The organism is Micromonospora arborensis (assembly GCF_003205615.1).
GTDB classification, from domain to species: domain Bacteria; phylum Actinomycetota; class Actinomycetes; order Mycobacteriales; family Micromonosporaceae; genus Micromonospora; species Micromonospora arborensis.
The window spans coordinates 207,954-225,230 of the sequence record NZ_PYBV01000021.1; the positions used below are offsets into that span (position 1 = coordinate 207,954).

Below are 17,277 nucleotides of genomic sequence, written 5' to 3' on the forward strand. Positions count from 1 at the left end.
CCTCAGCTCCGCCGGCCGGCGTCGCGGGCTGCCCGCTTCTGTTCGCGCTGCTCCCGGGTGTAGCGCTTGCGCTCGGCGAGGTCGCGTTTCCACGCCTCGCGGGCCTCGGCGGAGCCGCCCTGCACCGCACCCTGGACACCCTCGGCCGGGCCGGCCAGGTGCCGGAAGGCCCAACGCATCAATCGGCCACCCTCGCCCGGGGCCCTGGTGGCCGCGCCGTCGTCACTCATCTGTCGCCCTCTCCCGCGTTGTGCCTGTCGCAGCAGCGTTAATTGGCCTACCAATGGTTGGTGCACCAATGATCGGTACGATAGTCACCGTGCTGGGGAAGGGCAACCGATGAGCGAACAACCAGAAGGCGTCGACCCGTTGGCGCTGGAGCAGCAGGTCTGCTTCGCCCTCTCGGTGGCCGCGCGCAGCGTGGTGGCCGTCTACCGGCCACTCCTGGAACCGATGGGGCTGACCCATCCGCAGTACCTGGTCATGCTGGCGCTCTGGCAGCACGCGCCCTTGTCCGGTCGCGAACTCAGCCGCCTGTTGCAGCTCGACCCGGGCACACTGTCACCCCTGCTCAAGCGGCTCGAATCGGCCGGCTACCTGCGCCGGGAACGCGATCCCAGCGACGAGCGCAGCCTCGCCGTCACCCTCACCGCCAGTGGTGCCGCCCTGCGCAGCCAGGCGGAGCTGATCCCAGCCGCGATCGTGCAACGACTCGGGCTGCCCGTCGAGGACCTGCGACACCTGCACGCGGTGCTGACACAGGTGATCGCGGCGGCCAACCGGCCGGGCGGCGACCAGGCCGCGCCGGAGGCCGACGCGGCGGCTCAGGCGTCGGCGTAGACGGCGAAACCGCGCTCGGCGCAGCGTCGGTAGAACGCGGCCAGCACGCCCAACTCGGCGCAGGTGAAATTCCACTGCGGCGGGTCGCCGCGCTCGTCACGCAGCGCGTCGAGGCGGCTCTCCAGCCACCGCAGTTGCTGCTCGGCCAGCCTGCCGTCGCCGAGTAGCGAGCGGAGCACGGTGCTCACCGACTCGAAGGTGACCGACTCACCGAACGGCCGGTGCCCGGCCACGAACCTCTCGATGCCGCCGGCGATCCAGGAGCAGCCGTCGGGGTCGATCACCGGGTCCTCGTCCTCGGCGGCGGCGTCTGTGGCGTACAACACACCTTCGAGGCCGAGGAGAAGATCCACCAACTCGGTGTACGCGGTCGCCCGGATGGTGCCGGTCTTCGCGATGAGTTCGGCCAGCGCCGCGGTCGGCGCGGAGATTCGCGGCAGGTCGACGATCTCGCCGAAGTCGACGAACTCGGCCGGCGCGACCGGGTCGTAGAAGCGGCCGGTCCGCGGCCAGTGCACCGCGACGTTGTCCAGCCCCATCTGTCACCTCTTAAAGAGCACGTGTCGGGTCGATCGGGTCGATCGTCCCGGTTCCGGTGGGTAAAGATCAAGGCGGGTTCCCGGGGCGCCGCAAACGTACGGCACGGACGCTCCGGCCGCGACCCCCGACCCGCCCGGCCGCGGGTCAACCCGTTCGGGGACGGCGCGTGCGATCGGACCCTGGCGTGTGGGGGGAGTCGCGGGCAACGGGGTTCTGCCGGCTACGGACTTCTCAGCCGCCTCTCTGAGGGTGCCGAGTGGTGGTTCTGTCCTCCGCGCACAGTAGGATTGACAGCGAGACGAAGACCCGGTGCGGGAGAGGGACGGGGCCGGTGGCCCCAGGTTCATTCTCCACGTCGGGTCGAGCCGATCGCGATCCGCGGGCAACCGCGGCGACCGGCGCGTTCGACCCGTTGTCCGGAGGTCTCCGGCACCGGTCCACGCGCCGACGTCGCGTCCTGTCCGCCGAACCCGCGCCCGCCGCGCCCTACCGGCGCGGCTGACGCGAGAAAGTGGCCGAGGGTGGCAGCGCAGGACAAGCAGGAGTACGGCGCAGAGTCGATCACCGTTCTCGAGGGGCTGGAGGCGGTCCGCAAGCGGCCCGGTATGTACATCGGGTCCACCGGCGAGCGTGGTCTGCACCACCTCGTCTGGGAGGTCGTCGACAACGCGGTCGACGAGGCGCTGGCCGGATACTGCGACACGATCGACGTGGTGCTGCTCGCCGACGGTGGCGTCCGGGTCACCGACAACGGCCGTGGTTTCCCGGTCGACCTCCACCCGAAGCTCAAGAAGCCGGGTGTCGAGGTCGCACTGACCGTGCTGCACGCGGGTGGCAAGTTCGACGGCAAGGCGTACGCGGTCTCCGGTGGTCTGCACGGCGTCGGCGTCTCCGTGGTGAACGCGCTCTCCACCCGGATGGCCGTGGAGATCCACAAGTCCGGCTTCGTCTGGCGGCAGCAGTACGACAACTCCAAGCCCGGTCCGCTGGACAAGGGCGAGACCACCGACCGCACCGGCTCGGCGGTCTCCTTCTGGCCCGACGCCGAGGTCTTCGAGACCGTCGACTTCGACTTCCAGACCATCTACCGGCGTCTGCAGGAGATGGCCTTCCTCAACCGGGCCCTGCGCATCCACCTCCTCGACGAGCGGGTCTCCGAGGAGGAGGACGGCCGGCAGCGCGAGGTCACCTTCTTCTACGAGGGCGGCATCGCCGACTTCGTCCGTCACCTCAACGCCTCGAAGAGCCCGATCCACAAGACCGTGGTCGAGTTCGAGGCCGAGGAGGAGGGCATGTCGCTCGAGATCGCCATGCAGTGGAACGAGTCGTACGGCGAGTCGGTCTACACCTTCGCCAACACGATCAACACCCACGAGGGCGGCACGCACGAGGAAGGCTTCCGGTCCGCGCTGACCAGCGTGGTCAACCGGTACGGCACCGACAAGAAGCTGCTCAAGGGCGACGAGAAGCTCTCCGGCGAGGACATCCGCGAAGGGCTCGCGGCGATCATCTCGGTCAAGCTGGCCAACCCGCAGTTCGAGGGCCAGACCAAGACCAAGCTCGGCAACACCCCGGTGAAGAGCTTCGTGCAGCGGGTCTGCAACGACCGGCTGGTCGACTGGTTCGACCGCAACCCGGCCGAGGCCAAGATGATCATCACGAAGGCGTCGCAGGCGGCGCGGGCCCGGATCGCCGCGCAGCAGGCGCGCAAGTTGGCCCGGCGCAAGTCGCTGCTGGAGTCCGGCTCGATGCCGGGCAAGCTGGCCGACTGCCAGTCCACCGACCCGCGCGAGTCCGAGGTGTTCATCGTCGAGGGCGACTCGGCCGGCGGCTCGGCCAAGCAGGGTCGCGACCCGCGGACCCAGGCGATCCTGCCGATCCGCGGCAAGATCCTCAACGTGGAGAAGGCCCGGATCGACCGGGTACTGAAGAACAACGAGGTCCAGGCGCTGATCACCGCGCTGGGCACCGGCATCCACGACGATTTCGACATGGAGAAGCTGCGCTACCACAAGGTGGTGCTGATGGCCGACGCGGACGTCGACGGCCAGCACATCCAGACGCTGCTGCTCACCCTGCTGTTCCGCTTCATGCGTCCGCTTGTCGAGATGGGCAACGTCTACCTGGCCGCCCCGCCTCTTTACAAGATCAAGTGGAACAAGAAGGGCGACGACGCGCAGTACGCCTACTCCGACCGCGAGCGGGACGGGCTGATCGCGCTGCGTCAGCAGAAGAAGCCGAACGCGAAGCCGGACGACATCCAGCGCTTCAAGGGCCTCGGCGAGATGAACTATCCCGAGCTGTGGGAAACCACGATGAACCCGGCGACGCGTACCCTGCGTCAGGTCACTCTCGACGACGCGGCGACCGCCGACGAGTTGTTCAGTGTGCTGATGGGTGAGGACGTCGAGGCGCGTCGGTCGTTCATCCAGCGCAACGCCAAGGACGTCCGGTTCCTGGACATCTGACAGACCGTGGTGGAGCGGCCGGGCAGTGCCCGGCCGCTCCACCGGTCCACAGAGTTATCCACAGCTTGGCCGGTATCCACAGCGGTTATCCACAGCACGAAAACGACTCTGAGTCTGATAAGGGTATACAGTGACCGATTCTCCCGAGTCCACACCGAACGAGCCCGAGGTCCCCGCCGAGGCCATCGCCGCCGTGGTCGCACACGACCGGATCGAACCGGTCGGGCTCGAGGTGGAGATGCAGCGCTCCTACCTCGACTACGCGATGAGCGTCATCGTCGGGCGTGCGCTGCCGGACGTGCGGGACGGGCTCAAGCCGGTCCACCGCAAGATCCTCTACGCCATGTTCGACTCCGGCTACCGCCCGGACCGCGGCTACGTGAAGTGCTCCCGCGTCGTCGGCGACGTGATGGGTCAGTTCCACCCGCACGGCGACTCGGCGATCTACGACGCGCTGGTCCGGATGGCGCAGCCCTGGTCGCTGCGTTATCCGCTGGTCGACGGCAACGGCAACTTCGGCTCCCCGGGTAACGACCCGGCCGCCGCGATGCGATACACCGAGTGCAAGCTCGACCCCCTCGCCATGGAGATGCTGCGGGACATCGACGAGGACACCGTCGACCTGCAGGACAACTACGACGGCCGGGCCAAGGAGCCCACCATCCTGCCGTCGCGGATTCCCAACCTCCTGGTGAACGGCTCCGAGGGCATCGCGGTCGGCATGGCCACCAAGATCCCTCCGCACAACCTGCGGGAGATCGGCGCGGCGGTGCAGTGGTGCCTGGAGCACCCGGAGGAGGACGAGGAGACCACCCTCGAAGCCCTGCTCGGCATCGTCAAGGGCCCGGACTTCCCGACCCACGGCCTGATCGTCGGCACCACCGCGATCCAGGACGCGTACCGCACCGGTCGCGGCTCGATCCGGATGCGCGCCGTGGTGGAGGTCGAGGAGGACAAGCGGGGTCGGCCCTGCCTGGTCGTCAGCGAGCTGCCCTACCAGGTCAACCCGGACAACCTCGCCGAGCGGATCGCCGAGCTGATCAAGGAGGGCAAGCTCGCCGGGATCGCCGACATCCGCGACGAGTCCTCCGGCCGTACCGGCATGCGGATCGTGCTGGTGCTCAAGCGCGACGCGGTCGCGAAGGTCGTGCTGAACAACCTCTACAAGCACACCCAGCTCCAGGAGACCTTCGGCGCCAACATGCTGGCCCTGGTCGACGGGGTGCCGCGCACGCTCAACCTGGCGCAGTTCATCCGCTACTACGTCGAGCACCAGATCGACGTGATCCGTCGGCGGACCGCTTTCCGACTGCGCAAGGCTGAGGAGCGGGCGCACATCCTGCGCGGTCTGGGTAAGGCGCTGGACGCGCTGGACGAGGTGATCGCACTGATCCGGCGGTCGCCGACCGTGGACGACGCCCGGCAGGGCCTGATCCGGCTGCTGGAGATCGACGAGATCCAGGCGACCGCGATCCTGGACATGCAGCTGCGCCGCCTCGCCGCGTTGGAGCGGCAGCGGATCGTGGACGACCTGGCCAAGCTTGAGCTCGAGATCGCCGATCTCAAGGACATCCTGGCCAAGCCGGAGCGGCAGCGGAAGATCGTCTCGGAGGAGCTCGGCGAGATCGTCGCCAAGTGGGGCGACGATCGGCGTACGCAGATCATTCCGTTCGACGGCGAGGTCTCGATGGAGGACCTCATCGCCCGCGAGGATGTGGTCGTCACGATCACCCGGACCGGGTACGCCAAGCGGACCAAGGTCGATCTCTACCGCTCGCAGCGGCGCGGCGGTAAGGGCGTCAGTGGCGCCACGCTGCGGCAGGACGACATCGTCAGCCACTTCTTCGTCTGCTCGACCCACGACTGGATCCTGTTCCTGACGAACAAGGGCCGGGTCTACCGGGCCAAGGCGTACGAGTTGCCGGAGGCCAGTAGGGTAGCCAAGGGCCAACACGTGGCCAACCTGCTCGCCTTCCAACCCGACGAGCAGATCGCGCAGATCATCGAAATCCCGAACTACCAGGTAGCCCCCTATCTGGTACTGGCCACGAAGAACGGCCTGGTGAAGAAGACGCGGCTCGAGGAGTTCGACTCCAACCGTTCCGGCGGAATCATCGCGATCAACCTGCGCGATGAGGACGAGCTGGTCGGTGCTGCGCTGGTTGCGCCGGAAAATGACCTGCTGCTGGTCTCCAAGAAGGCACAGGCGATCCGGTTCAACGCCTCGGACGAGGCGCTGCGGCCGATGGGGCGGGCAACCTCGGGCGTGATCGGCATGCGCTTCACGGACGACGACGTCCTGCTCGCCATGGAGGTCGTGCGGGAGGGCCTGGACGTTCTGGTGGCCACGAACGGGGGATACGCGAAGCGGACCCCGATCGAGGAATACCCGGTGCAGGGCCGGGGAGGTAAGGGCGTGTTGACTGCGAAGATCACCGAGCGGCGCGGTGGTCTGGTCGGCGCGGTGGTGATCGATCCGGACGATGAGCTCTTCGCGATCACCAGCAACGGTGGTGTCATCCGGACTCCGGTGAAGCCTGTACGCCGTACGCGTGACCGGAACACAATGGGGGTCAAGCTGATGGACCTCCCGGACGGCGTGACTATCGTGGCGATTGCTCGCAATGCCGACGAGCCTGACGAACAGGACTAGTTGAATGACGGAGACACAGGCGAAGTCGGGGAACACGGGGACCTCGGCCAACCCGGTCGACGAGGAGGCCGCCAAGGGCGGCACACCATCGACCGGCCGCGCGGCCGTGGGCCGGGCGACGGTCCCCGCTGACGCGCCTGCCCCGAAATTCACGAGAGCCCCGGGCATGACACCCCCGCCGGAGCCTTCCGGCGATGATGCTGGCACGGGCGACAAGACCGAGGCGTCCGCCGCCGAGGCGCCGACATCCGCTGTCGCCACGCCTGCGGGTCCGGCGGCGGCACCCTCGGCCCGTCCGGTGACCACCCAGCCGATCAACGTCCGGCCCGGCCAGGCGGCGTCGACTGGGACAACCGGCACCCAGCCACGGATCACACCCGGCATGACCCAACCGCAGCCGGACACGGCACGTACCTCCGCTGCCGGCCGCCCGGCCAGCGGCGGTGGCCTGCCGCCGGGCATCGGCAACCCGTCCGCCGTCGGGGCCGCCCGGGTCGGTGACGCGGTACGCGCGGCGCGTACCTCGGTCAGCTCGGCCGCGTCCCGCGGACCGCGCCGGGCGCGACTGAACCTGAAGCGGATCGACCCGTGGTCGGTGATGAAGTTCGCGTTCGCCGTCTCGGTGGTGCTCTTCATCGTCGTGGTGGTCGCCACTTCGGTGCTCTACCTGGCGCTGGACGCGATGGGCGTGTTCCAGAGCGTCAACGACAGCCTGAGCGACCTGGTCAACGCCGGCGGCGGTCAGGGCACCAGCGGCTTCCAGATCACCGCCAAGGGCGTGATCCTTAGCTCGGCGCTGATCGGCCTGGTCAACGTGGTGCTGTTCACCGCGCTGGCCACGCTGGGAGCGTTCGTCTACAACGTCTGCGCCGACCTGGTCGGCGGGATTGAGCTGACCCTCGCCGAGCGGGACTGAGTGACCGGGACGCCGGGGCACCGCGGAAAGCGGTCGCTCCGGCGTCCCGTACTCGGGTAGGTTTTGCAGGCGGCGACGGGCCCGGCCCGCAGGCGCGGACCCCGATTTGGGGCCAGCCGAGCGGATGGGTTAATCTTGCTCGTCGCACGCGGGGCTATAGCTCAGTCGGTTAGAGCGCAGAGCTGATAACTCTGAGGTCGATGGTTCGATTCCATCTAGCCCCACCGCATGTCGTCCGACGGTAGTCAAGCTTGAGGGGTTGCCCCATGTTCAAGAAGCTGTTGATTCTGGCTGGCGTCGTCGGCGTGGCCGCCGTCGTGTTCAACAAGATCAAGGCCTCGAACGACGAGCGCGCCCTGTGGCACGAGGCGACCACCGCGCCCGACCTGCGCTGACGCCCGGCCGTGGCGACGAGCGATCGACGCCACGGCCATCTGCGGGGCCCTAGCTCAACTGGCAGAGCACTGCCTTTGCAAGGCAGGGGTTAGGGGTTCGAGTCCCCTGGGCTCCACCAGCACTTTCCTTGGTTGATCTCGGTCCGCGAGTTTCTCGCGCAGCCCGGTGAGGAGCCGCTGCGCTGGCGGCCACCTGCGCCATGGGTTCGTTGACGACATCCCCGGGGTGGAGTTTCGGGGCGGCCTGTGTTGGGCGGAGTTGGGTCCGACGCGGGATGCCTTTCCTGCGACCAGTAGCCCGAAAGCGGAGGCACCGGGCGGCCAACCTTCGTCTGAGCGTTATGACGCACAGGTATGAATATGACTCAGAGGTATATCGCTCTCTGGTAAGTCCGCCGCCGGCCCGGTCGGCGCGACACCGCCCGGCCCGGTCAGCACCACACCAGCGCCGGGCGCTCCTCCGCGCCAGCGCTGTCCGTCAACCCTCGGACCTGCTCACTCAGTCGCTGTCCGCCGATGGCCGTGCAGAGTCGGCCGTCTGCCCGGCACCTCGCCCAGCGGCGTTGGGTCGAGCTTCGGGGAGATGTTCCATCAGCCTGGTGAGCGCGCCGTTGGCGAAGGTGGCGCCGAGCGCCGACCCGGCGCCGATGGTCCAGCCGACCGGCCCGAGCGGGGTGCAGCCGAAGAACTGGCTCACCCCGGGCGTCTGCACCACCACGACGAGTACGCCCAGCGACGCCGCCGTGGATGCCAGCACGGCCGGGCTGGTGCCGCCGGCCAGGATGGTCTGCCCGAGTTGGGTGCCGACCAGGGAGACCAGGGCGACCGTTCCGGCCCGCTGACGGCGTCCGGTGTACCGGGCCAACGTCCAGCCGGCGGTCGCGCCCAGCGTGGTGGCTGCCGCCCGTAGCCCGATCTCCCTGGTGAGGCTCTCGCCGAGCGCCGTGTCCGGGCCCTCTCGGAGTAGCGCGTCGGTGCGGTCCGACGCGGGCGGCCGGACCGCGATGGCCAGCGCCGGCGCCAGGTCGGTGAGCAGGTTCACCAGCAGCAGTTGCCGCCCGGTGAGCGCGGAGCGGCCGGTCGCCGCGGCGGTGAGCACACTGAACGCGATCTCGCCGAGGTTGCCACCGACCAGGATGCTGAGCGCGTGCCGCACCGACGACCACATCGCCCGCCCTTCGATCAGGGTCGCGATGATGGTTTCCAGCCGGTCGTCGGTGACCACCAGGTCGGCTGCGGCGCGCGCGGCCGGGGTGCCCCGTTGGCCGAGGGCGATGCCGACATCGGCCAGCCGGATCGCCGGGGCGTCGTTGGCACCGTCGCCGGTCATCGCCACGGTCCGCCCGCACTTCTGCAACGCCTGGATGATCCGCACCTTGTGGGCCGGGGTGCAGCGGGCCACCACGTCGGTGTTGGCCAACCGCTCGGCGAGCGCGTCGTCGTCCAGTTGGTCGAGTTCAGCGGCGGTGACCACTCGCTGTTCGTCGTGCTCGCTGATGGTGGCGGCGATCGCCTCGGCCGTGGCCGGATGATCACCGGTGATCATGATGGTGTGCACACCGGCCTGCCGGATTCGGCGTACCGCCGGGGCGGCGCTCTCCCGGACCCCGTCGGCGAGGGCCAGGAAACCAACGAAGGTCAGCCCACGCACGTCGGAGTCGGTCACCTTCGGGTTATCCACCTGGCACTCGGCGACCGCCAGGATCCGGTTACCCGCGCCGGCCCGATCGGCGAGCATCCGCTCCAGCTCCGCGCGGCCGGCGTCGTCCAGCGGCTCCTGACTGCCATCGGTACGCCGGGCCGAACAGCGCGGCAGCACGGTCTCTGGAGCACCCTTGACACTCAACAGCAGGTGACCGTCGGTCTCTCCGATGCTCGCGTGATAGCCGCGGGACGGCTCGAACGGCAGCCCGCCCGCAGCCCGCCAACCGGCGGCACCGGTCTGCTCCACCACCCCGGCCACTCCGGCACCCCGCCGGACCGCCCGGTCGGTCTGCAATGCCAACTCCTCCGGGTCGGCCGCGGCGGGGGTGGCGCGCAGGGCAGCGGCCAGCGTCAACTGGAGGCGGTCATCCAGCCGGTCCACCGGGGCGTACCGGCCGCCCACACTGTCGCCGACCCCGGCGAGCAGCAACTTGCCCTCGGTGAGGGTGCCGGTCTTGTCGAAGCAGAGCACATCCACCCGACCCAGCGCCTCGATGGTGCGCGGGTTGCGGACCAACGCGCCGTGCTCGGCCAACCGCCGGGCCGCGGCCAGCTGCGCCGCGCTGACCAGAAACGGCAGCCCCTCCGGCACCGACGCCACGGCGAGGTTCGCGGCGGTCGCCGCCGTTTCGGCAAGGGGTACGCCCCGAAGCAGACCCGCGCCGGCCACCGCCACCGCAGAACCGGCAGCCAACGGGATGGCCGCGCTGGTCAACGAGCCGAGCCGGGCCTCCACCCCACTGGTCGGCGGAGCCTGCCGAACCAGCGCCAAGCTGCGTCCCGCCTCGGTGTCGTTGCCGGTCGCCACCACCACGGCGGTGCCGTGCCCGGCGGCGACGGTGGTGCCCTCGTACAACATCGAGTGTCGGTCGGCGATGGCGGCGGCCACCACCGGTCGGTTGGACTTGGCAACCGGCAGCGACTCACCGGTCAGCGACGACTCGTCCGCCTCCAGGCCCACCGACTCGAGCACACGGCAGTCGGCGGGCACCGAGTCACCCGACTCAAGGGCGATCACGTCCCCGAGGACCAGGTCCTCGGCGGCGAGAACCTGCTCGGTGCTGTCCCGGCGGACCCGTGCGGTCACCGCCGAACGGGACAACAGCTCCGCGAGGGACCGTTCCGTGTTGCGCTCGTGCACCGCCCCGATCAGGGCGGACCCACCAACCACGCTGCCCACCAGCGCGGCGTCGACAAGTGAACCGAACGACGCGGAGAGCACCGCCCCGGCGGCCAGCACCGGGGTCAGCGGGTTGGACAACTCGTCCACGAAGGCACGCAGGAGACCACCACGTCCGGATCCGGCATCGCCGTTCCCTCCGGAGCTGTGCTGCCGGCGCTGCGCCTCCGCGCTGGCCAGACCGTCCGGCGTGGTGCGCAGGTGGTCGAGCACGGTGCTGACGGGCATCAGGTGCCAGGCGGTCGCCACCGGCACCGGGGTGTCCGACTGGTCGTGCAGCCGGCGGGCCTGCCACACCCCGTTCGCGAAGGCCAACCCGGCCGCTCCGTTGACCGCGACGAGCGACCGGTGGGGCAACTGGGTCGGTGGGGCGGTCAACGCGCCCAGCGCCCCGAGACCGGTACCCGCCATGGCCAGCCGGATGTTCTGCTGAGCTGTTCGCCGGGCAGCGCCGGTCGCCTCGATCACCAAAGCCACCACCCGCAGGTCGGCACCGACCAGCAGATGTGCCCCCCACGGCGGCAGCTCCTCCGGCGCGGCGAACCCGAGACCGCAGTCGGACGCGCCCAACGCCTTCCGGTCCGCGGAAACGAGCATCACCACAGCGCCGTCGCGCTGCAACGCGCGTACCGACTCGGCCAACCGGTCTCCGCCGGGCAGCATCGCGTCGGCGAAGCCGTACCGCTGCTCGTCACCGCCGGCCACGACGAGCCGCAGGCCGGCGTGTCGGGCGGCGGCCGGTAGGCCATCGACGCCCGGCGCGGGTTCCGGCTCGACCCGCAGCAGTGCGGCGAGTCGGTCGCCGTGGGCCAGGCCGAGTAGCTGGCCGCCAGCGGACCGCAGCCGGTCGCCGTCCGGGACTGCGTCCGGGGCACTCGGGGGGAACTGATCCAGCGGTCCGAGCTGCCAGCCGTCCGCCTTGCGGGAGGCGGTCGGATCGTCCGGGTCGAACAGCGCGAAGGCACGCTCCGCCACCTGGTCGACGTCAGCTCCGGACGCCGGCGCCAGATCGGCCAACACGCCCCGGTCCGACCCGAGTACGGCGGCGTCCAGCACGAGCGTGTCGATCCGGTCCAGCTCACGCAGCACACTGCGGTCCATCGCGATCACTCCGCGCCGGGCCAGCATCCGGCCGAGCTGGGCGGCGTACCCCTCGCGTCCGCTGCCGGGAGCCTTGGGCAACGCGGACAGGCCCAGCGCGGTGGCCCGTTTCGGCCCGGCGAACGGCATCGCCGCCGCGCCGGCCGCCGTGCCCGCGGCGAGCATCCGATTGATGTACCGCTCGACCGGGCCGTCCGGCTTCGGCCGCGGACGTTCGATCACCGGCCAGCGGGCGGTGGCTCGTTCGGCGTCGCCGGTCAGCCGTGGCTCGGCCTGCTCCCACGCGGAGAGCTGAGCCCGATCCTCACCCCACTGCACGATCCGTTGGGCGCCGTCCAGGACGATCCCCGTCCAGCGGCCGGTCAAGCCCTGCACCACCGCCTCGGCCAGCGGAAAGAGGAGGTCGGCGCGAGGGTCGGAGCGCAGTCGTTTGCCGATGAACTGGTGCAGCTTCGGTTGCAGGTCCACCGCGGAGAGCACACCGGCGACCTCGCCGGGGAGGGGCGCGAACGGCAGGATCCGAGTGGCCGCCGAGATGGTCAGGCCCAGCGCGTCCGAGGCGAGCGCGCCGAGGGTGCGTGGGGTGCGCGGACCCTCCTCCGGTGGGTGCGGCGGTGGGATCTCCGGGTCGGGCTCGTGATCGCAGGTCCGCTCGATACGGCTGATCGTGGCAATCAGGTCGCGCAGCGGCGGCTCGGGGGTCTGGACGGCAACCACCACCCGGCCGGAAGGGGCGTTTACCCGGGCCCAGGCCACCCCGGGCGTTCGCTCCAGCGCGCTCTCCACCTGACGGGCCAGCCGGTTACCGCCGTCCTGGCAGACGCCGTGTACCTCGATGTGATGCCGGCCCGGTCGGGACCAGACCCGGCGCCGCGAGAGCCCGGCCGTCCGAGCCAGCCGGGTCGCGGCCGACCCGACGGTTCGGGACGCCTCGCCGATCAGGTGCGGCACGCCGAAGGACGGCAGGATGCGGCCGGCTGCGCGACCCGCCGCCGTCATCGAGGCGTACGGCTGGACGGACGTTGGCCCGGCTCCCGGTTGCTGCTGATTCTGACCTTGGCCATCTCGTCCCTCCCACCGCTCACGTCCGGCGGCCTGGCTTCCCGACCTGCCGTCCGTTATGCCCCTTCAGCGACGGAACTTTCCGCCCGTCACCGGCGCATAGACGGGGTGGGCCGTGGAATCCGACGACCATCACTGGACATGGGGAGGCCGGATTGAGCACGCTGACGCGACACCTCAACGGTTCACACGAGAACGTCCAGATGTACAACCGGCGGGTGGAGATACCGATGCTGGGCGAGGTGGCGGTGCCGCCACCGGACAAGGTCGCCTACTACGCCGGGCTCGGGGTGCTCGCCGCACTCCAGGTCATCGAGTGGCCGATCGCCCTCGTGATCACCGCCGGCCACCTGCTGGCAGACCAACATTTTTCCGGACTGGTGCGCGGGGTCGGGGATGCGTTGCAGGACGCGTGACGAGAGCCGGGTCACCAGCGGTTGACATGAATCCGGGTTGAGGTCGGATGCTCGGCCCATGCCGAGCACAGTCGTCGCCACCGCCGTACCGGCCCCAACGGGACTGTTCGCCCCCCGCTTGCGAGCGATGACGGTGGGCAGCGTCGCCTTGATCTCGTTGCTCGCGTTCGAGGCGTTGGCGGTCGGCACGGCGATGCCGACCGTCGCCCGCAACCTGGACGGGCTGGCGCTGTACGGGATCGCGTTCGGTGGCCCGTTCGCAACGGGCGTGCTGGCCATGGTGATCTCGGGTATCTGGTGCGACGCCCGAGGGCCGCGGGGACCGATGTGGCACGGGGTCGCCTGGTTCGTGATCGGGTTGTTGATCGCCGGGACCGCCCACGCGATGGGTGCGTTGGTCGTCGGGCGGGTGGTGCAGGGGTTCGGCTCCGGGCTGCTCTCGGTGGCGCTCTACGTGATCGTCGGGCAGGCGTACCCACAGGAGTTGCACCGGCGGATCTTCGCGGCGTTCGCGGCGGCGTGGGTCGTACCGTCGCTGGTCGGGCCGGCGGTGGCCGGACTGATCGTGGAGCACCTGGGCTGGCGGTGGGTTTTCCTCGCGGTACCGGCGGTGGCCGTGCCGGCGGTGCTGCTGATCCATCCCGGCCTGCGGTCGCTGGGGCGGAGCGCGGCGACCCGGCTGGCAGCCGGCGCGGCAGGCCGGATCGGTTGGGCGTGTGGGGCCGCGGCGAGCGCCGCACTGCTGCACATCGGGGGACAGCAGCGTGGTGGCACCGCCCTGGTGCTTGTCGCGTTCGCCATGGTCGGCCTGCTGGTCTGTGCCCCGCGCCTGCTGCCGGACGGGTTTCTGCGGGCGGCCCGAGGGCTCCCCACCGTGGTCGGATTGCGGGGCCTGGCGTCGGCGGCGTTCGTCGGCGCCGAGGTGGTCATCCCGTTGATGCTCTCCCGGGAGCGGAGCCTCGCACCGACCGCTGCCGGGCTGGTCCTCACGGTCGGGGCGCTGGCCTGGTCGGTGGGTTCCTGGGTGCAGGGCCGGATCCCGGTGCCGGCCTCCCGGGCCAGCCTGCCGCGCGCCGGGCTGGGCTGCATCACGGTGGGCACCGCCACGGTGGCGCTGGCCATCCGGCCCGAGTTGCCGGTGACCGTCGCCGTGGTCGGTTGGGCGTTCGCGGGCCTCGGCATGGGGCTGCTGTATCCGTCGTTGTCGGTGCTCACCCTGGAGTTGTCCGCACCTGGTGAGCAGGGCCGCAACAGCTCTTCGTTGCAACTGGCGGACTCCCTCTTCGCGGCGACCGTGCTCGCGCTGACCGGTGCCGTGCTGGCAGCGGGGAGCGGGCCCGGCCCGGCCAGCTACGCGGCGACTCTGGTGGTGGCCGCGTGCCTGGCGCTGCTCGGGGCGCTGCTGGCTGGCCGCGTCGTGGTGGGCGGCGTGGTGCGATCGGGCGGGTGATCCGGGGATTCGACACGTACGAGGGAACCGGGCAGAAATGAGAGCAACAACGGTTCACGTTCGTCTTACCGTGATGCCATGTTCGCTGTCGTCACCACGGTGATCCTCTACGTCTTCGGTTTCGTCTTCCTCTACGGCGTGATCCGGCTGGGTGTCCGCCACGCGTTGGAGGACCTGGAGTTGCAACGCGCCAAGGCCCAGCGCGAAGAGGAGTTGGCGGCCGCCCGGGACCGCTCCTTCATGCGCGACAACGCCTTCCTCGCCGGCAGTTGAGCACCGGATCGGTCCGGCCCGGGCCGGTGGCGTCCGGGGGCGTTCCGGGAGCCGCCGGGCGGTTCGGCGTGGCGGATGCGAGGATCGCACCCGTGATGGGAACGCTGAAGACCGAACCGGCCCGCGCTCGCCTCGACCTGCTCGCCCCGCCGGTGGCGGAAGCCATCGCGCAGTGGCCCGCCGATGCGCCGGTGGACGTCAACGATGTGCTGGTCGCGCCGATCGACGCCGAGCTCGCCGACACGGCGGCGTTCTGCGCGGCGTACGAGGTGGGGCTGGACGTGTCGGCCAACTGTGTCGTGGTGGCCGGCAAGCGTGAGGGTGTCGTCCGCTACGCGGCCTGCATCGTCCTGGCCACCACCCGGGCCGACGTGAACGGGGTGGCCCGGCGGGCGCTGGACGTGCGCAAGGCGAGCTTCGCCCCGATGGACGACGCGGTCGAGTTGACCGGCATGGAGTACGGCGGCATCACCCCGATCGGGCTGCCGGCGCAGTGGCCGATCCTGGTGGACGCGCGGGTCGTCGCCACACCGCACGTGATCATCGGGTCCGGTGTGCGGCACAGCAAGATCGCGCTGCCGGGGCCGGCGTTGGGCGCGTTGCCTGGCGCGCAGGTGGTGGAAGGCCTGGCCAGGCCGGCATGACCAGCGACCGGCATCGATACCGTTGCACGTGAAACATTGCGGGCGTCGATGCCGGTGCCGTTTGATCAGTTACTCAGTGTGAGTGCCCTGCCGCTTCGCGCTGCTCGACCTCGGTGAGCGCGGCAAGCAGTGTCTGCGTCTCCTGCGCGCCGGAAACCGCGTACTTTCCGGCCAGGATGAAGGTCGGCACGCTGGTGATGCCGAGGTCCCGTGCGGTGGCCAACTGAGCGGCGACGTCGGCGGAGCGCTCGTCGGAATCGAGGAATCGGCGCGCGTCGGCCACGTCCAGGCCGATCCCGCCGGCAATGGTCGCCAGAGCTTCCCGGGAGCCGACGTCGACACCCTGGGTGAAGTGCGCCTGGTAGAGCGCCTCCACCAGTTCGGCCGCCTTGCCGTGGTCGGTGGCGTAGGAGACCAGTCGGTGCGCGTCGAAGGTGTTGGCGATCACCGCGCGGCCGTAGTCCAACTGCAGCCCGTCACTCGCCGCGACCTGCGTCACGTGGTCGACCATCTGCCGGGCGCGTTCCGGGCCACCGAACTTGGCGGCCAGCGCCTCCACCAGTGGGAGGGGCTCGGGCACCGGCGACGGGTCGAGCTGGAACGGCCGGTAGCGGACCGTCACCTCGCCCGCATAGCTGGCGAGGGCCGCATCCAGGCGACGCTTACCGATGTAGCACCACGGGCAGATGACGTCCGCGTAGATCTCGATCTCCATGACCGGTGGCAACCTCGCGATCAGCCGAGTTGTTCCCGGATCTGACGCTTCAGCCGGCCCAGGATCGCCGTGCCGCCGCGTATCCGCAGCGGGCTGATCGCCTGCGCCAGACCCATCCGCTGGTAGAGGTCGTCCGGAACGGCCAGCACCTCCTCCGGGCTCGCCGACGCCAGCCCTTCGGCGAGGATCCCGGCGAACGCCCGGGTCGTCGGCGCCTCCGGTGGGCAGTCGAAGATCGTCGCCACGGTGCCTTCCGGGGTCACCTTGGCGCGCAGAAAGAACGACGTCTGACACTCTGGCACCTGTTCCATGCCCTCGTGTTCGACGGTGCCCGCTGGCAGCACCGGGATGACGTCCGCGTACTCCAGGAGCATCTCCAACACCAGGTCGCGCGGCGCGGCGGCGAACTCGTCGACGATCTCGGCCAGTCGGGCCGGCATGTCAGCCATGCGTCGAGGCTACCGCCGCCAGGCCGGGGCTTCTCAAACGGTGGGCGACTGCTCGCTGATCTCGCTGAGGGCGCTGGTGGGGTCGAGTTGCATGGCCAGGTCGCCCAGCGAGACGATCCCGACCAGCTTGCGATCGCTGTCACAGACCAGCACCCGCCGGATGCCCCGGTCCCGCATGAGCGCCGCCGCCTCACCCGCCGTGCAGTGCTGCTCGATCATGACCACCTCACGGGTGACGATCGAGCCGATGGTGGTGGCCGCAGGGGAGCTGTTCTCCGCCACGGCCCGCACCACGATGTCCCGGTCGGTCAGCATGCCGGCGAGGCTGGCGCCGTCGGTGACCACCACGTCACCGATGTCGGCCTCCTTCATCACCCTGGCCGCCTCGTCCAGGCTGGTCTCCGCCGGCAGGTACACGACTTGCTTGGTCATCACGTCACTGACCCGGTAACCGGTCATGAGAGCCTCCAC

The 17,277-nt window shown here is 70.1% G+C and carries 15 protein-coding genes and 2 tRNA genes; 11 read left to right on the forward strand and 6 right to left on the reverse strand.

Annotated elements, in window-relative coordinates; translation table 11 throughout:
• Window positions 1-2: 2 nt before the first annotated feature.
• Window positions 3-230 carry a hypothetical protein gene (locus C7C45_RS18215; RefSeq protein ID WP_110564845.1) on the reverse strand — a complete coding sequence of 76 codons (228 nt, stop codon included), beginning with the start codon at window positions 228-230 and terminating at the stop codon, window positions 3-5.
• 109 nt (window positions 231-339) lie between these two features.
• On the opposite strand from C7C45_RS18215, the gene C7C45_RS18220 reads away from it, so the two are divergent.
• On the forward strand, window positions 340-840 hold the full coding sequence (locus C7C45_RS18220; RefSeq protein WP_110564846.1) for a MarR family winged helix-turn-helix transcriptional regulator: 501 nt from the start codon (window positions 340-342) through the stop codon (window positions 838-840).
• On the opposite strand, the gene C7C45_RS18225 is transcribed toward C7C45_RS18220, so the two are convergent.
• Complete coding sequence (locus tag C7C45_RS18225) at window positions 825-1,379, reverse strand: hypothetical protein (protein ID WP_110564847.1); 555 nt, start codon at window positions 1,377-1,379, stop codon at window positions 825-827. The two genes, C7C45_RS18220 and C7C45_RS18225, sit on opposite strands and share 16 nt — an antisense overlap.
• A 522-nt stretch (window positions 1,380-1,901) precedes the next feature.
• Here C7C45_RS18225 and gyrB point away from each other — a divergent pair.
• The 6 genes from gyrB to C7C45_RS18250 all read left to right on the forward strand — a co-directional run bounded on the left by gyrB (window position 1,902) and on the right by C7C45_RS18250 (window position 7,931).
• Complete coding sequence (gene gyrB, locus C7C45_RS18230) at window positions 1,902-3,848, forward strand: DNA topoisomerase (ATP-hydrolyzing) subunit B (RefSeq protein ID WP_110564848.1); 1,947 nt, start codon at window positions 1,902-1,904, stop codon at window positions 3,846-3,848.
• Window positions 3,849-3,978: 130 nt separating this feature from the next.
• Window positions 3,979-6,501: a DNA gyrase subunit A gene (gene gyrA / locus C7C45_RS18235; protein WP_110564849.1), complete on the forward strand. Its 2,523-nt coding sequence runs from the start codon at window positions 3,979-3,981 to the stop codon at window positions 6,499-6,501.
• A 4-nt stretch (window positions 6,502-6,505) separates the two neighbouring features.
• Window positions 6,506-7,417, forward strand: coding sequence for a DUF3566 domain-containing protein (locus tag C7C45_RS18240; RefSeq protein ID WP_110564850.1), 912 nt, complete (start codon window positions 6,506-6,508; stop codon window positions 7,415-7,417).
• 150 nt (window positions 7,418-7,567) lie between these two features.
• A tRNA-Ile gene (locus C7C45_RS18245) sits at window positions 7,568-7,641 on the forward strand.
• Window positions 7,642-7,683: 42 nt separating this feature from the next.
• Complete coding sequence (locus C7C45_RS35080) at window positions 7,684-7,812, forward strand: DLW-39 family protein (RefSeq protein ID WP_209444550.1); 129 nt, start codon at window positions 7,684-7,686, stop codon at window positions 7,810-7,812.
• A gap of 43 nt (window positions 7,813-7,855) precedes the next feature.
• A tRNA-Ala gene (locus C7C45_RS18250) sits at window positions 7,856-7,931 on the forward strand.
• A 380-nt stretch (window positions 7,932-8,311) separates the two neighbouring features.
• Here C7C45_RS18250 and C7C45_RS18260 read toward each other — a convergent pair.
• The gene (locus C7C45_RS18260) at window positions 8,312-12,796 is read right to left on the reverse strand and encodes a cation-translocating P-type ATPase (RefSeq protein WP_110564852.1); all 4,485 of its coding nucleotides are present in this window, start codon (window positions 12,794-12,796) and stop codon (window positions 8,312-8,314) included.
• Window positions 12,797-13,062: 266 nt separating this feature from the next.
• On the opposite strand from C7C45_RS18260, the gene C7C45_RS18265 reads away from it, so the two are divergent.
• The 4 genes from C7C45_RS18265 to C7C45_RS18280 all read left to right on the forward strand — a co-directional run bounded on the left by C7C45_RS18265 (window position 13,063) and on the right by C7C45_RS18280 (window position 15,642).
• On the forward strand, window positions 13,063-13,275 hold the full coding sequence (locus C7C45_RS18265; RefSeq protein ID WP_425271145.1) for a hypothetical protein: 213 nt from the start codon (window positions 13,063-13,065) through the stop codon (window positions 13,273-13,275).
• Window positions 13,276-13,333: 58 nt separating this feature from the next.
• Entirely contained in the window at window positions 13,334-14,725 is a 1,392-nt protein-coding gene (locus C7C45_RS18270) for an MFS transporter (protein ID WP_110564854.1), read from the forward strand.
• A 78-nt stretch (window positions 14,726-14,803) separates the two neighbouring features.
• On the forward strand, window positions 14,804-14,998 hold the full coding sequence (locus tag C7C45_RS18275) for a hypothetical protein (protein WP_110564855.1): 195 nt from the start codon (window positions 14,804-14,806) through the stop codon (window positions 14,996-14,998).
• Window positions 14,999-15,093: 95 nt separating this feature from the next.
• On the forward strand, window positions 15,094-15,642 hold the full coding sequence (locus C7C45_RS18280; RefSeq protein ID WP_110564856.1) for a YbaK/EbsC family protein: 549 nt from the start codon (window positions 15,094-15,096) through the stop codon (window positions 15,640-15,642).
• Window positions 15,643-15,715: 73 nt separating this feature from the next.
• Here C7C45_RS18280 and C7C45_RS18285 read toward each other — a convergent pair whose 3' ends face one another.
• Genes C7C45_RS18285 through C7C45_RS18295 form a run of 3 tightly spaced genes read right to left on the reverse strand, consistent with a single transcriptional unit; the run spans window position 15,716 to window position 17,265 of the window.
• The gene (locus C7C45_RS18285; protein ID WP_110564857.1) at window positions 15,716-16,357 is read right to left on the reverse strand and encodes a DsbA family oxidoreductase; all 642 of its coding nucleotides are present in this window, start codon (window positions 16,355-16,357) and stop codon (window positions 15,716-15,718) included.
• A 20-nt stretch (window positions 16,358-16,377) separates the two neighbouring features.
• Window positions 16,378-16,806, reverse strand: a complete 429-nt coding sequence (locus tag C7C45_RS18290; protein ID WP_110564858.1) for a SufE family protein — start codon at window positions 16,804-16,806, stop codon at window positions 16,378-16,380.
• A gap of 33 nt (window positions 16,807-16,839) precedes the next feature.
• Window positions 16,840-17,265, reverse strand: a complete 426-nt coding sequence (locus C7C45_RS18295) for a CBS domain-containing protein (protein WP_110564859.1) — start codon at window positions 17,263-17,265, stop codon at window positions 16,840-16,842.
• Window positions 17,266-17,277: the final 12 nt, after the last annotated feature.